This window comes from Streptosporangium sp. NPDC000396 (genome assembly GCF_042898655.1).
Classification (GTDB): domain Bacteria; phylum Actinomycetota; class Actinomycetes; order Streptosporangiales; family Streptosporangiaceae; genus Streptosporangium.
This window is the reverse complement of sequence record NZ_JBIAZA010000029.1, coordinates 68,147-81,350: the sequence shown is the minus strand read 5'-3', so window position 1 is coordinate 81,350 and position 13,204 is coordinate 68,147. Positions and strand designations below refer to the sequence as shown.

Genomic DNA, 13,204 nt, shown 5'->3' with positions numbered 1-13,204 from the left:
CAGTGGCGACTCGACGGCTCGACGGCGCGAGCTCAGCCTGTCACCCGCTCGGGGGCCGAGTAGAGGTTGAACCGCCTGTCGCGGAGGAAGCCGACCAACGTCATCCCGAACTCCCTGGCCAGGTCGACGGCCAGGGACGAGGGCGCGGAGACCGCGCAGACGATCGGCAGGCCGGCGGTGAGGGCCTTCTGCATGATCTCGTAGCTGCTCCGTCCGCTGACCATCAGGATGTGCTCGCTCAGCGGCAGTCTCCCGCTCATCAGTGCCCAGCCGACCAGCTTGTCCACCGCGTTGTGCCGTCCCACGTCCTCACGCAGTGCCACCAGCTCGCCGTCCGGTGAGAACAGCCCGGCCGCGTGCAGGCCCCCGGTCTTGCCGAACACGCCCTGGGCCTCCCGCAGCCGGTGCGGCAGGCCGTACAGGGTCTCGGGGGAGACCGTGGGCCCTGTCGCCTCGATCGGGGGGAGGTGGCGGGAGTGGAGGGCGTCGAGGCTGGCGGTGCCGCAGACGCCGCAGGCGCTCGACGTCATGAAGTGCCGGTCCAGGGAGGGCAGGTCGGGCAGGGGACCGCGCAGCCGTACCGTCACCGTGTTGTAGCGGGCCTCGGGCGCCACGTCGTCGTCGGTGCAGTAGGCGATGGAGACGATCTCCTCGCCGGAGACCATGCCCTCGCCGCGCAGGAACCCGGCGGCGAGCTCGAAGTCGGCGCCCGGGGTCCGCATGGTGATCGCGACCGTACGGCGCGCGCCACCCGCCTGGATCCGGATCTCCAGCGGCTCCTCGGTGGCCAGGTCGTCACGGCGGTCTCTGGCGATCCCGCCTGAGACTTCCCGGATCCGGACCACGGTGGTCGGCCCCGGCCTCGTGACGCTATCCACGGGTGGCCCAGGCATGTGAGCGGAGACTTTTGCTCATTTTCCCCATCTTTCTGTGCCCGACCTGTACGGATAGTCGGATCTGCCCGCGTATCCCGTGCACGTTGACAGTATTCCCTGGTCATTGCCGCGATTCGGTAACAGGCGGTCGGTAAGGGAGGGAAGATGGTTAAGTGCTCGACTCGCCCTTCACCGATCTCGACCGCCCGCCGCTCTCCCAGGCGGCTCTCACCCATGCCCTGGTCCGCCCCGGGGGCCTGTGGTCGGACATCGCCGTCGTCGGCAGGACCGGCTCGACGAACGCCGATCTCGCCCAGGCCGTGCGCGACGGTGCCCGGCAGGGTGCCGTGGTCATCGCGGAGGCGCAGTTCGCCGGTCGCGGCAGGCTCGGCCGTTCCTGGAGCGCGCCGCCGCGTTCCGGGCTGGCTTTCTCCATGCTCCTGCGTCCCGATCCGCCCCCGATCAGGCAAGGCTGGCTGCCGCTGCTCGTCGGCCTGGCCACCGCGTCGGCCGTGCGGAAGATCGCCGAGGTGGACGTCCGCCTGAAGTGGCCCAACGACCTGCTGATCGGCGAGCGCAAGCTCGCCGGGGTGCTCGCCGAGCGGGTGGACAACGCGGTGATCGTCGGGGTCGGGCTCAACGTGAGCGTCCGTCCCGACGAGCTGCCCGTCGAAACCGCCACCTCGCTGGCCATCGAGAAGGCCGCCTGCGTCGACCGCGACCCGATCATCCGGGCGGTGCTGCGGGAGGTCGAGACCCACTACCGGGAGTGGTCCGAGGCCGACGGCGACGCCGACGCGTGCGGGCTGAGGGCCGCCTACCTCGCGATCAGCGCGACGGTCGGCCGTGAGGTCCGGGTCGAGCTGCCGGGAGAGCGGGTGCTCACCGGGACGGCCACCGGCGTCGACAGCTCCGGTCACCTGCTCGTCCAGGCCAAGGGGGAGGAGCACACGCTGAGCGCGGGTGACGTCGTGCATGTTCGTCCGCACACATCGTGACGCGGGGCATCCAGGCGTGCCACGATTTGCCCCATGGGTCTCCCTGATCACCACCTCACGGAGGGGGAACAGCGCATCCGCTCGTTCCACCCCCACTGGAAGCGCCTCGTCGTCCCGCTCCTCGCGTTGATCGTCATCGCCGCCGGTTCCGGCGCCGCGATGTTCTTCATACCCGCCTTCGAGTACGAGTCCTACGCCCGCATCGCGGTGGCCGTGATCGCGGTCGGGCTGCTGACCGTGTGGTCGTTCGTGCCGTATCTCCAGTGGAAGAACACCTCCTACGTGCTCACCTCGCACCGGTTCACGATCAGCACGGGCGTGCTGAACAAGTCCAACGACGACATCCCGATGAGCAAGGTGAACACGGTCAGCGCCGACCAGACGCTGCTGGAGCGGATTCTCGGCTGCGGCACGCTCAATGTCGAGTCGGCCGGTGAGCAGGGCAGGATCACGCTGCGTGACATCCCCCACATCCAGGACGTGCGGGCAGAGCTGTTCCGCGTGCTCGACGACGCGGCCGACGGAGAACCATAGGGGGCGATGGGCCATGTGGCGTAACCTCCTGGTCTGGGGGAGATGATGGGCGGAAGGGAAACGTCGGGTCGTCCGACGGCCGAGCAGATCGAACACACCTTCGTCGGCTCGCCGCCCCGCTATACCCGGGTCCAGGTGGCCAAGATGGCCGAGGTGCCGCAGGATCTCACCGAGCGGATCTGGCGGGCGCTCGGGTTCGCCACGCTCGCCGACGACGCGGTGGCCTTCACCGACGCCGACGTGGCCGCGCTCAAGCGGGTCCGGGCGATGATGGAGAGCGGCCTGCTGGACGACCGGGCGGTCATCCGGATGGCCCGGGCGCTCGGCCAGACGACCGCCAGGCTCGCGCAGTGGCAGGCCGAGATCATGATCGGTGCCATGCTCGACCCGGCACAGCCGCCCACCGACGCCGATCTGGCGGCGATCCTGGAGACCTCGCGCCAGTTGCTCCCCGACTTCGAGCAGGTGCTGATCCACGTGTGGCGGGCCCAACTCGCCGCCGCAGGCACCCGCCTGCTGGCCATCGCCGACATCACCGAGGAGGTCGTGCCGACCCGGGTGACCCTCGCGGTGGGCTTCGCCGACCTGGTCTCCTTCACCCGGGTCTCCCGCGAGCTGGACGAGCGGGGGCTCGCCGACCTGGTCGAGGGGTTCGAGTCCCGGGCCTCCGACGTGGTCGCCGCCCACGGGGGACGGCTGGTCAAGACGCTCGGCGACGAGGTGCTGTTCATCGCGGCCGATCCCCGCGCGGCCGCCGCGATCGCGCTGGAGCTCGTCGACGCGATCCAGCGGGACGGGCCCGACGTGCGGATCGGGCTGGCCTACGGCCCGGTCCTGCCGATGATGGGCGACGTGTTCGGGACCACCGTCAACCTGGCCGCCCGGCTGACGGCCATCGCCCGCCCTGGAACGATCATCATCGACAGCGGGCTCGCCGATGCCGTGACAGGGGCGCCCGGCACCGAGGTGACCCGCATCCGCCGGAGACCGGCGCGCGGCCTCGGTCTGGTCCAGCCGTACGTGCTTCGCCGCGCTTGATAAGCATGGGCGTAGGGGGCGCGTCGTAGACGTGCCGTTCGACCTGTAGTCCAGTCAACCTGCAATCCAGCTCACAGATCTGAGGTGCATGAACATGCCGTACACCGTGCAAGGTGTGGTCGCGCGGGCCAAGGGGGAACCCGTCTCCCTGGAGACGATCCATGTGCCGGATCCCGGTCCGGGGGAGGCGGTGGTGAACGTCCAGGCGTGCGGCGTCTGCCACACCGACCTGCACTACCGGGAGGGCGGGATCAGCGACGACTTCCCGTTCCTGCTCGGCCACGAGGCCGCGGGTGTGGTCGAGGCCGTGGGCGAGGGCGTCACCGAGGTGGCCCCCGGCGACTACGTGATCCTGAACTGGCGAGCGGTCTGCGGCACCTGCCGCGCCTGCCGGCGCGGCCGTCCGTGGTACTGCTTCAGCACCCACAACGCGACCCAGAAGATGACGCTGGAGGACGGCACGCCGCTCAGCCCCGCCCTGGGCATCGGTGCCTTCATCGAGAAAACCCTGGTCGCGGCGGGACAGTGCACCAAGGTCAGCCCGGAGGCTCCCGCGACGGCGGCCGGTCTGCTCGGCTGTGGCGTGATGGCGGGCATCGGCGCGGCCGTCAACACCGGCGCCGTGACCCGCGGCGACAGCGTGGCCGTCATCGGCTGCGGCGGCGTCGGCAGCGCGGCCGTCCACGGTTCCCTGCTGGCGGGCGCGACGAAGATCATCGCGGTGGACATCGACGACCGCAAGCTCGCCTGGGCCAAGGAGTTCGGCGCCACTCACACGATCAACTCCGGCACCGCCGACGCGGTGGAGGCGATCCGGGAGATCACCGACGGCAACGGCGCGGACGTGGTGATCGAGGCGGTGGGCCGCCCGGAGACCTACAAGCAGGCCTTCTACGCCCGTGACCTGGCCGGAACCGTGGTCCTGGTCGGCGTGCCCACTCCGGAGATGACGGTGGAGCTGCCGCTGCTGGACGTCTTCGGCCGCGGCGGGGCGCTGAAGTCCTCCTGGTACGGCGACTGCCTGCCCAGCCGTGACTTCCCCATGCTCATCGACCTCTACCTTCAGGGACGGTTGGACCTGGACCGTTTCGTCACCGAGACGATCGGCATCGGCGATGTCGAGGAGGCGTTCGCCAAGATGCATCGCGGCGAGGTTCTCCGATCGGTGGTGGTCCTGTGATCGACAAGATCGTCACCTCGGGAACGTTCTCGCTGGACGGCGGGACGTGGGAGGTCGACAACAACGTCTGGCTGGTCGGCTCCGACAGCGAGGTCCTCGTCATCGACGCGGCCCACGACGCCGGCGCCATCGCCGAGGGGATCGGCGGCCGTGAGGTCAGGGCGATCGTCTGCACCCACGGGCACAACGACCACATCAACGCGGCGGCCGACCTCGCCGCACGGGTGAACGCGCCGATCCTGCTCCACCCGGCCGACCAGGTCCTGTGGGAGATGGTCTACCCCGGCACGCCGTACACGCCGTTGAAGGACGGCCAGGTGCTCTCGGCGGGCGGGGTGGAGCTGACCGTGCTGCACACGCCGGGGCACGCGCCGGGCGCGGTCTGCCTGCACGCCCCCGGGCTCGGTGTGGTCTTCACCGGCGACACCCTGTTCAAGGGCGGTCCCGGCGCGACGGGCAGGTCCTTCTCCTCCTTCGAGACGATCATCAAGTCGATCGAGGAGCGGCTGCTGGTCCTGCCGCCGGACACGACCGTGCACACCGGGCACGGTGAGTCCACCACGATCGGCGTGGAGAAGCCGCATCTGGAGGAGTGGCTGGCCAGGGGACACTGATCGTCGCCCGAGTTTTGCCGGATTTTCGCCGGAATGGCAGGGGAATCATGCCTGTGTGTCCCACCTAACATAGGCAAGCCTTACCGAATGAGCTATCTTAGGTGTGCCTAACCTTCGCTGGCTCCTGAGAGGTTTCTCCCCTGCCATGTATGTATGTGTCTGCCGCGCGGTCACCGAGAATGAGGTGCATGACTGCATCGCGGCGGGGGCGAGGAGTGCGAAGCAGATCCGTGACACCACCGGCGCCGGTAGCGACTGTGCTACTTGTGTGCGCAAGATCTGTGCAATCCTGAAGCGGTCTGAAGATTTGCTGCCGACCGGATAGCACGAGGTGCCCGCCATGCAGGGCGACAAGAAGATCATCGAATTGCTCAACGAGCAGCTCACCTCCGAGTTGACCGCGATCAACCAGTACTTCCTGCATGCCAAGATGCAGGAGAACTGGGGATATACCAAACTCGCCGAATACACCCGTGCGGAGTCTTTCGACGAGATGCGTCACGCGGAGAAGCTGACGGATCGCATCCTCTTTCTCGAAGGCCTGCCCAACTACCAGCGGCTGGGCACGCTCCACATCGGCCAGACCGTCGCGGAGCAGATCCGCGCCGACCTCGAGCTTGAGCTCGGGGTCGTCGCGCGTCTGCGGCCCGCCATCATCCTGATGCGCGAAAAGGGTGACCACACCTCGGCCCGCCTCTTCGAGGAGATCCTCCAAGACGAAGAGCACCACATCGACTACCTGGAGACCGAGCTGGGGCTTATCGAGGCCCTTGGCGAGCAGCTCTACCTGGCCCGCTACGCCGAGCCGCCGTCGGCTTCCTGAGCCGATCGCCCGAACACGCCCACTCTGTCCCTTACGGATGGGCGTGTTCTGTTTTGTCGGGGAGATCTTTGGCAGGCCTGTCCTTTCAATGGACTTCCGAGGCGGGAGCCGTACCCCGCGGTCCTGAACCGTTGCGGGACGACTATCCGGGATTTATCAGTGTTTGCCCAGGTCAATGGATAAGTCAATGACGAGTCAAACCGCGCGCTGTACCCGGGAAACGATCCCTTAAGGTCCTACGATCGCAACATGACCTGTGTACTTCTCGCCGAGGATGACACCTCGATCTCCGAGCCGCTGGCGCGTGCTCTGCGCCGCGAGGGCTATCAAGTTGAGGTGAGCCCCGACGGCCCGCAAGCCCTGGAGCGGGCTCTGTCGGGTGGCATCGACTTGATCGTTCTTGACCTGGGCCTGCCAGAGATGGACGGCCTCGAAGTGGCCAGGCGCATACGTGCCGAAGGGCACGGCACGCCCGTCCTCATTCTCACCGCCCGCGTCGACGAGGTGGACACCGTGGTCGGCCTCGACGCGGGAGCCGACGACTACGTCACCAAACCCTTCCGCCTGGCGGAGCTCCTCGCCCGGGTCCGCGCCCTGCTGCGGCGCGGCACGTCGGAGACGCCCGTGGTGCAGGGCGTCCGCATCGACGCCGACTCCCGTCGCGCGTGGATGGGCGACAAGGAGCTGCACCTCACAACCAAGGAGTTCGACCTCCTGCGCGTCCTGGTCCGCGACGCCGGCAAGGTCGTCACCCGCGAGCAGATCATGCGCGAGGTGTGGGACACCAACTGGTGGGGTTCCACCAAGACTCTGGACATGCACATCTCGTGGCTGCGACGCAAGCTCGGCGACGATGCGGCCAAGCCGCGTTACATCACGACGGTTCGAGGGGTCGGCTTCCGGTTCGAACGCGAGTAGGGGATGCGCCGCCGTCTGCTTTCCTCGACTCTCCTCGTCGCGGTCATCGGAGTGCTGCTGCTCGGCATTCCGCTGGGCGTGGCAGTCAACCGGCTGATCGAGGAAGAGGCCACTCAGGAACTCTCCTCCCAGGCCAAGAGCCTGCTTGGGGAAGTGGAGTATGCCCGGATTCAGGACCAGCCCGTCGATCCCGAGCAGCTGAAGCGCAAATACCCTGACCGATACATCCAGATCTACGCTAAGGGCACACCTCCCCAGGTGACGACGGTGGGCATCGAGCCCTCCGAAGACCACAAGATGACCGAGGACGCCCAGTCGGAGAACGGGGTGTACGTCGCGGTCAGCCGGGACAAGACGGAGGTGGAGCGGGAGGTCAGGGCATGGCTCCTGCTCATCCTGGCGCTCGCCGCGGCGGCTCTCGCGGTCGCGGTCGGGCTCGCCATCGTGCAGTCGCGCCGTCTGACGCTTCCGCTCAGCGACCTGGCGATGATCGCTGAGCGGCTCGGCTCCGGGGATGCCAGGCCGAGCAAACACCGCTATGGCATTCAGGAGCTCGACAGGGTGGCCGAGGTGCTGGACCGCAGCGCGACCCGCATCTCCGATCTCCTGGCCAGGGAGCGGGAGTTCGCGACCGACGCCTCGCACCAGCTCCGCACCCCGCTCACCGGCCTGAGCATGCGGCTGGAGGAGATCGTGGCGGCCGCGCACGAGCCCGAGATCGTCAAGGAGGAGGGCGAGGCCGCCATCGTGCAGGCCGAGCGGCTCACCGCGGTGATCGACGAGTTGCTGGCCGCGGCCAGGCGGCAGCGGCACGCCCAGGCCGAGCCGGTCGAGCTCGACGACCTGCTGGACCAGCAGTTCATCGAGTGGGGCCCGGCGTTCCGCAGGGTCGGGCGGCAACTGAAGCTGTCGGGCACGCGGGGCCTCCAGGCGTTGGGCACCAGCGGCGGCATCAGCCAGGTGATCTCCACCCTCCTGGAGAACTCGCTGGAGCACGGCGGCGGCGTGGTGACGGTGACCACCAGCGACAAGGACAGATCCATCGTGATCGAGGTCGCGGACGAGGGACCGGGCGTCACCGACGACCTCGCCACCCGCGTCTTCGAGCGGAACGTGAGCGGGGCGGGCGGCACCGGCCTGGGGCTGACCCTCGCACGGGCGCTGGCCGCCGCCGACGGCGGCCGCCTGGAGCTGGTACGGCCACGCCCGGCGGTGTTCGCGCTCTTCCTGCGGGAGGCCGGTGACACCAGCAGGAACCGGGTGGTCAGTGGGCCGGCGTGACCTCGGTGGGGAGCTCCTTGGGCACCTCTTCGGTGGCGGCCAGGAAGACCCACTTCTTGTATGACCAGAACCGGAACAGTGTTCCCAGGCCGACGCCGATCAGGTTGGCGATGTTGATGCTCAACGGGTCGGTCAGCTCCAGGGTGTAGCGGGTGAAGCCGATGCAGAGCAGCCCGATCAGCAGCCCGATCCCGTTGAGCAGGAAGAACAGGAAATACTCCCGGGCCAGGCCGCTCTGCTCACGGTGCCGGAAGGTCCAGTAGCGGTTGCCCAGGTAGGCGAAGGTGGCCGCGACCGTCGTGGCGACGACCTTGGAGGTCAGGGTCCCCCAGTGCAGGCCGTACTGGAGGAAGTTCAGACCGCCGGTGTCGATGACGAATGCGATCGCCCCGATGATTCCGAACTTCGACAGCTCACGCACCAGGCCGGAGACTCGCTCGTAGGTGCGTCGGAGGAAGTGCACGTCTCCTGCACGGTCCTTTCCAGATTGGGCTGCGGATCCGCCGCTCGGGGGACCTTGGACACTGTCCTGTCAGGCTACCGGGATACCCGCCCGTCCCGCCTGCTGGTTGACGGGATGTCGTGCATAGCAGTCAGCCAAGAATATTTCAAGAAATATCGCACGGTGACGGATAAATCCGGGTATCTGAGGTTACTCTGAGCCCGTAGATCGCAGGGGACTTTCGGGGAGCTCTGCCCCCTGCGATCGGTCCAGACGGATCGCCGCACGTGACGGCCACGACCACGGGACCCCGTTTGCCGCGCCGAATGCTCGCCCTGCTCCTCGGACTGTCCGCGATCGCCGGTTGCGGTGCGCGAACCGGCGGGCAGGTCCCGATCCGGGAGGCCAAGCCGTCCAGAACACCCTCCCGCGCGGTGGATCCCGCCGAGGCGGCCCGGGCCTTCACGCTGCTGAACCGGCTCGACGACGCCTGGAGGAAACGGGACTGCCCGGCGGTCGAGAAGCTCACCACCTGGGCGGAGAAGACGCTGGGCGGCCGTGCCTGCGAGGCGACCCGGAACGGCCGCCCAGCCCCCGCCAGGAGGAGATACGCCGACGCGGAGTTCTTCCTGCCGGCCACGGCCGGTGAGGACCGCTGGTTCGTCGCCCTGGCCCGCAAACCCGACCCGGCCTACTTCCTGTTCGTCCACGAGGACGGCCGCTGGAAGCTCGGCGCCGGGCCCATCCCGGTGAGGGGCGAGCCGCGCGGGCTCGCCGAGGGGACGGCGCCCACCGGCGACCCCGCCATCGGGGTCAGGGCCCGCCTGGTGCCACAGCGCTACCTGACCTACCTGACCGACCCCGCCGGAGTGAGCGGGGTGACCTTCCCCAAGGGGGACGCCATCAGGGAGGTCTTCGACACGCTGGTCCGGCGGCCGCGGGCGGCGCGGCCCGACCGCCTCACCGCCGACGTCCGGCTGCTCGTCGGCCCGCAGCGGGCGCTGCTCCTGCCCGGCGGGGAGGCGCTGGTCATCCACGGCCTGGAGATCGAATACCGGCAGAAGGCCGGCCCCGGGCGCCCTTCGCTGGCCCACCCGATCTACGGCGAGGATGAGCTGCGCGGTTTCACCGGAAGAAGCAGGGCCGCCGAGCTCACCGGCACCGAGATCGTGCTCCTCGCCACCAAGGTCACCGGCGGTGCCGCGGGTGCCGCGCTGTCCACGGTCGCCATGCGCGACTCGCTCGCGACCCTCACCGCCCGCTGACCCGCGGCCCATCCGCAGACCCGTGTCCTGCTTCGCCACCTGCTTCCCGTCCGCCCGGTGTCCTGCGGCCCATCCGCAGACCCGTGTCCTGCTTCGCCACCTGCTTCCCGTCCGCCCGGTGTCCCGCCCTGCCGCCCGTGACCTGCCGTCTCGGCCGCCTCGCCCCCCGCCTGACGTCGTATTGAGGGCCGGTAAACTCAACCGTCGTGAGCAGCACTTCCTCCGCCAGTCCCATTGGACCCGTCGTCGGCATTATCGGAGCGGGCCAGCTGGCCCGGATGACCCAACAGGCGGCGATCGCCCTCGGGATAGACCTCCGGGTGCTGGCCAACTCGCCGGACGAGAGCGCGTCCCGGGTGATCTCCGATGTCCGTCTGGGTGACTACCGGAACCTGGCGGACCTGCGCGACTTCGCCAAGGGATGCGACGCGCTCACCTTCGACCACGAACACGTGCCCACGGAGCACATCCGCGCGCTGGCCGAGGACGGCTTCGCCGTACACCCCGGTGCCGACGCCCTCGTCCACGCCCAGGACAAGGCGGTGATGCGCGAGAGGCTGACCGCGATCGGCGCCCCGTGCCCGCCCTGGCGGCGGATCGTCACGGCCGCCGACGTCGAGGAGTTCGCCGAGGAGAACGGCTGGCCGGTCGTGCTCAAGGCCGTCCGCGGCGGCTACGACGGTCGCGGCGTCTGGGTCTGCCGGTCCGCCGAGGACGCGGCGGAGGTGCTGGCCAGCGGGGTGCCGCTGATGGCCGAGGCGTTCGTGCCGTTCGAGCGCGAGCTGGCCGTCCTGGTCGCCCGGTCGCCGCACGGGCAGGGTGTCAGCTACCCAGTCGTGGAGACCGTCCAGCGCGACGGGATCTGCGTGGAGGTGCTCGCCCCGGCGCCCGGGCTCGACCCCGAGCAGGCCGCGATGGCCCAGCGGATCGCCCTGAAGATCGCACACGAGCTGGGCGTGACGGGGCTGCTGGCCGTGGAGATGTTCGCCACCGCCTCCGGTCTCGTGGTGAACGAGCTGGCCATGCGCCCCCACAACAGCGGCCACTGGACCATCGACGGCGCTCGCACCTCCCAGTTCGAGCAGCACCTGCGTGCCGTGCTCGACCTCCCGCTGGGCTCACCGTCCCTGGCCGCCCCCGTCGTGGTGATGGCCAACCTTCTGGGCGGCGACGACCCGGACATCTTCTCCCGCTACGAACACGTGATGGCCCACGACCCGGGAATCAAGATCCACTTCTACGGCAAGGGAGTACGGCCCGGCCGTAAGATCGGCCACGTCACCGCCCTGGGCACCGACCTGGACGAGGTCCGGGCCCGGGCCCGGCACGCCGCCGTCTACCTCTCCGAGGGCGTCTACACGTGAGCGAGCGGATCGGCAGGCACGTCACCACTGTGAACACGGTCGGCGGACCGCGAGGCGAGGAGAACGCATGACCACCGTTGGCATCGTCATGGGCAGCGACTCCGACTGGCCGGTGATGAAGCTCGCCGCCGAGGCGCTCGCCGAGTTCGGGGTGGAGTTCGAGGCCGATGTGGTCTCGGCGCACCGCATGCCCGAAGAGATGATCGCGTACGGCGCGCAGGCGGCCGGACGCGGTCTGAAGGTGATCATCGCGGGGGCCGGAGGAGCCGCGCATCTGCCCGGCATGCTCGCCTCGGTGACCCCGCTACCGGTGATCGGCGTCCCCGTCCCCCTGAAGTATCTCGACGGCATGGACTCCCTGCTCTCGATCGTCCAGATGCCCGCCGGGGTCCCGGTCGCGACCGTCGCCATCGGTGGCGCCCGCAACGCCGGGCTGCTGGCCGTACGCATTCTCGCCACCACCGACAAGGACCTGCGGGTCAAGATGGAGGAGTTCCAGGCGACCCTGAAGGAGCAGGCCCACGCCAAGGGTGCCAAGCTCCGCGCCGAGGCCGCCGACCTGGGCTGACCGGAGGGGGCAGGCTCGGGCCGCCCGGTGCGCGGACCCGGCCGTCGCTCTCGTCTCAAGGCTTTTTGAGGGATGCGCTTTCGTCGTTGACAGGCGGCGATTACCGTACGTAAAAAGTTGATTACAACTTTGCGGCCGCGATCTTGACTGATTGCGGTGCGATCCCGGCGTGAGACAGGAGACCATGATGCCCCCCTCGCGTGAGCTCGACGGCGGGTCCAGCCCGCTCGGATTCTTCGCCGCGGAGCTTCGTCGTCTGCGCGACCAGGCCGGCTGGACCCAGGAAAAGCTCGGCGAGGCGATCTCCTACTCCACCGCCATGATCGGCATGGTGGAGGCCGCCAAGCGCAGCCCGTCTCGCGACTTCGCCGAGCGATGCGACCGGATGCTGAACACCGGCGGGATACTCATGCGCGTCTGGCCCCTGCTCAACCAGGCGGCCTATCCCTCGTGGTTTCGCCCGTGGGTGAAGGTCGAGCGTGAGGCCCACACCCTCAAGAGCTGGCAACCACTGGTGTTCCCCGGCCTGCTGCAGACCCCCGACTACGCCCGCGCCCTCCTGAGGGGAAGGCGGGGGACGGCGGAGGAGCGGGTGGAGGAACTGCTGGACGGGCGGATCGAGCGTCAGAGCCTGCTGCACGGCGCCCGTCCGCCCATGCTGTGGGCGGTGATCGACGAGAGCGTGCTCCACCGCCGGATCGGCAGCCCCCAGATCATGCGCGGCCAGATCGCGGCCATCCTGGCGGCGACGGAGAACCGTCACGTCTCGATCCAGGTCCTGCCCGGAGATGTCACCGTCACGGCCGGCCTGAGCGGAGCCTTTGCCATAGCGAGCATCGAGGGTGGGCCGGATACTGTGTATGCGGACTGCGCCGTCGAAGGGCGTGTCACCGACCATCCTCGCGACGTGGCGGAGATCTGCACGCGTTATGAAGAGCTCCGCTCGGAGGCCCTGCCCGCGCGAGCGAGCATCGAGCTGATGACGAAGGTGATGGCGACATGGACCCAGACCTGAGCAAGGCCGTTTGGCACAAGGCGTCACCCAGCGGTGACAACGGCGGCGACTGCGTCGAGGTGGCGATGGTGGACGCCCCCGAAGGGGGGCACAAGGCCGGCCTCGGTCCCCTCTACGTGCTGCGTGATTCCAAAAACCCCGACGGGCCCAAACTCTTCTTCACCCGATCCGAGTGGGAGGCCTTCGTCGGAGGGGTGAAACTGGGCGAGTTCGACACCTGACCGTACGGCGGGCCCCGCCGGAGACGGGGCCCGCCGTACGGAGCGGGGACGAGACCCGCTGTACGGCC

16 protein-coding genes are annotated in these 13,204 nt (G+C 68.9%); 14 read left to right on the top strand and 2 right to left on the bottom strand.

All coding sequences use genetic code 11. The annotated features are described in order from the left end of the window. Positions 1-32 precede the first annotated feature (32 nt). Complete coding sequence (gene fdhD / locus ACFY2X_RS35965) at positions 33-878, bottom strand: formate dehydrogenase accessory sulfurtransferase FdhD (RefSeq protein ID WP_389947440.1); 846 nt, start codon at positions 876-878, stop codon at positions 33-35. Positions 879-1,048: 170 nt separating this feature from the next. Between fdhD and ACFY2X_RS35960 the strand changes: the two genes are divergently transcribed. The 9 genes from ACFY2X_RS35960 (at position 1,049) to ACFY2X_RS35920 (ending at position 8,261) form a co-directional block, all read left to right on the top strand. Beyond that, complete coding sequence (locus tag ACFY2X_RS35960; protein WP_389947438.1) at positions 1,049-1,873, top strand: biotin--[acetyl-CoA-carboxylase] ligase; 825 nt, start codon at positions 1,049-1,051, stop codon at positions 1,871-1,873. A 33-nt stretch (positions 1,874-1,906) separates the two neighbouring features. Continuing rightward, on the top strand, positions 1,907-2,407 hold the full coding sequence (locus tag ACFY2X_RS35955) for a PH domain-containing protein (protein WP_389947436.1): 501 nt from the start codon (positions 1,907-1,909) through the stop codon (positions 2,405-2,407). Positions 2,408-2,452: 45 nt separating this feature from the next. Next, on the top strand, positions 2,453-3,445 hold the full coding sequence (locus ACFY2X_RS35950; protein WP_389947434.1) for an adenylate/guanylate cyclase domain-containing protein: 993 nt from the start codon (positions 2,453-2,455) through the stop codon (positions 3,443-3,445). Positions 3,446-3,539: 94 nt separating this feature from the next. Beyond that, positions 3,540-4,625: an S-(hydroxymethyl)mycothiol dehydrogenase gene (locus ACFY2X_RS35945; protein ID WP_389947432.1), complete on the top strand. Its 1,086-nt coding sequence runs from the start codon at positions 3,540-3,542 to the stop codon at positions 4,623-4,625. Further along, positions 4,622-5,239 (top strand): MBL fold metallo-hydrolase, encoded by a 618-nt coding sequence (locus ACFY2X_RS35940; RefSeq protein ID WP_389947430.1) that lies wholly within the window; start codon positions 4,622-4,624, stop codon positions 5,237-5,239. The genes ACFY2X_RS35945 and ACFY2X_RS35940 overlap by 4 nt, the downstream gene beginning before the upstream one ends. Before the next feature lie 145 nt (positions 5,240-5,384). Next, complete coding sequence (locus tag ACFY2X_RS35935; protein WP_389947527.1) at positions 5,385-5,564, top strand: bacterioferritin-associated ferredoxin; 180 nt, start codon at positions 5,385-5,387, stop codon at positions 5,562-5,564. Positions 5,565-5,579: 15 nt separating this feature from the next. Continuing rightward, on the top strand, positions 5,580-6,062 hold the full coding sequence (gene bfr, locus ACFY2X_RS35930) for a bacterioferritin (protein WP_389947428.1): 483 nt from the start codon (positions 5,580-5,582) through the stop codon (positions 6,060-6,062). A 249-nt stretch (positions 6,063-6,311) separates the two neighbouring features. Further along, positions 6,312-6,980 carry a response regulator transcription factor gene (locus tag ACFY2X_RS35925; RefSeq protein WP_012888073.1) on the top strand — a complete coding sequence of 223 codons (669 nt, stop codon included), beginning with the start codon at positions 6,312-6,314 and terminating at the stop codon, positions 6,978-6,980. A gap of 3 nt (positions 6,981-6,983) precedes the next feature. Continuing rightward, a complete protein-coding gene (locus tag ACFY2X_RS35920) occupies positions 6,984-8,261 on the top strand; it encodes an ATP-binding protein (RefSeq protein WP_389947426.1) in 1,278 nt (425 codons plus the stop codon). Here ACFY2X_RS35920 and ACFY2X_RS35915 read toward each other — a convergent pair. Next, entirely contained in the window at positions 8,245-8,724 is a 480-nt protein-coding gene (locus ACFY2X_RS35915) for a GtrA family protein (RefSeq protein WP_389947425.1), read from the bottom strand. The two genes, ACFY2X_RS35920 and ACFY2X_RS35915, sit on opposite strands and share 17 nt — an antisense overlap. A 293-nt stretch (positions 8,725-9,017) precedes the next feature. Here ACFY2X_RS35915 and ACFY2X_RS35910 point away from each other — a divergent pair, with 293 nt between their 5' ends. From ACFY2X_RS35910 to ACFY2X_RS35890, 5 genes are all read left to right on the top strand, one after another. Continuing rightward, the gene (locus ACFY2X_RS35910) at positions 9,018-9,968 is read left to right on the top strand and encodes a hypothetical protein (protein WP_389947423.1); all 951 of its coding nucleotides are present in this window, start codon (positions 9,018-9,020) and stop codon (positions 9,966-9,968) included. A gap of 206 nt (positions 9,969-10,174) precedes the next feature. Next, entirely contained in the window at positions 10,175-11,332 is a 1,158-nt protein-coding gene (locus tag ACFY2X_RS35905) for a 5-(carboxyamino)imidazole ribonucleotide synthase (RefSeq protein ID WP_389947421.1), read from the top strand. Between the two features lie 67 nt (positions 11,333-11,399). After that, positions 11,400-11,900, top strand: coding sequence for a 5-(carboxyamino)imidazole ribonucleotide mutase (gene purE, locus ACFY2X_RS35900; protein WP_389947419.1), 501 nt, complete (start codon positions 11,400-11,402; stop codon positions 11,898-11,900). A 187-nt stretch (positions 11,901-12,087) separates the two neighbouring features. Next, on the top strand, positions 12,088-12,915 hold the full coding sequence (locus ACFY2X_RS35895) for a helix-turn-helix transcriptional regulator (protein ID WP_389947418.1): 828 nt from the start codon (positions 12,088-12,090) through the stop codon (positions 12,913-12,915). Then, positions 12,900-13,136, top strand: coding sequence for a DUF397 domain-containing protein (locus ACFY2X_RS35890; RefSeq protein WP_389947417.1), 237 nt, complete (start codon positions 12,900-12,902; stop codon positions 13,134-13,136). The genes ACFY2X_RS35895 and ACFY2X_RS35890 overlap by 16 nt, the downstream gene beginning before the upstream one ends. Positions 13,137-13,204: the final 68 nt, after the last annotated feature.

Coding starts and splice junctions, on each gene's coding strand:
- ACFY2X_RS35920 (WP_389947426.1), top strand. CDS start 6,984: ATGCGCCGCCGTCTGCTTTCCTCGACTCTCCTCGTCGCGGTCATCGGA.
- purE (WP_389947419.1), top strand. CDS start 11,400: ATGACCACCGTTGGCATCGTCATGGGCAGCGACTCCGACTGGCCGGTG.
- ACFY2X_RS35945 (WP_389947432.1), top strand. CDS start 3,540: ATGCCGTACACCGTGCAAGGTGTGGTCGCGCGGGCCAAGGGGGAACCC.
- ACFY2X_RS35955 (WP_389947436.1), top strand. CDS start 1,907: ATGGGTCTCCCTGATCACCACCTCACGGAGGGGGAACAGCGCATCCGC.
- ACFY2X_RS35895 (WP_389947418.1), top strand. CDS start 12,088: ATGCCCCCCTCGCGTGAGCTCGACGGCGGGTCCAGCCCGCTCGGATTC.
- ACFY2X_RS35950 (WP_389947434.1), top strand. CDS start 2,453: ATGGGCGGAAGGGAAACGTCGGGTCGTCCGACGGCCGAGCAGATCGAA.
- ACFY2X_RS35890 (WP_389947417.1), top strand. CDS start 12,900: ATGGACCCAGACCTGAGCAAGGCCGTTTGGCACAAGGCGTCACCCAGC.
- ACFY2X_RS35935 (WP_389947527.1), top strand. CDS start 5,385: ATGTATGTATGTGTCTGCCGCGCGGTCACCGAGAATGAGGTGCATGAC.
- bfr (WP_389947428.1), top strand. CDS start 5,580: ATGCAGGGCGACAAGAAGATCATCGAATTGCTCAACGAGCAGCTCACC.
- ACFY2X_RS35925 (WP_012888073.1), top strand. CDS start 6,312: ATGACCTGTGTACTTCTCGCCGAGGATGACACCTCGATCTCCGAGCCG.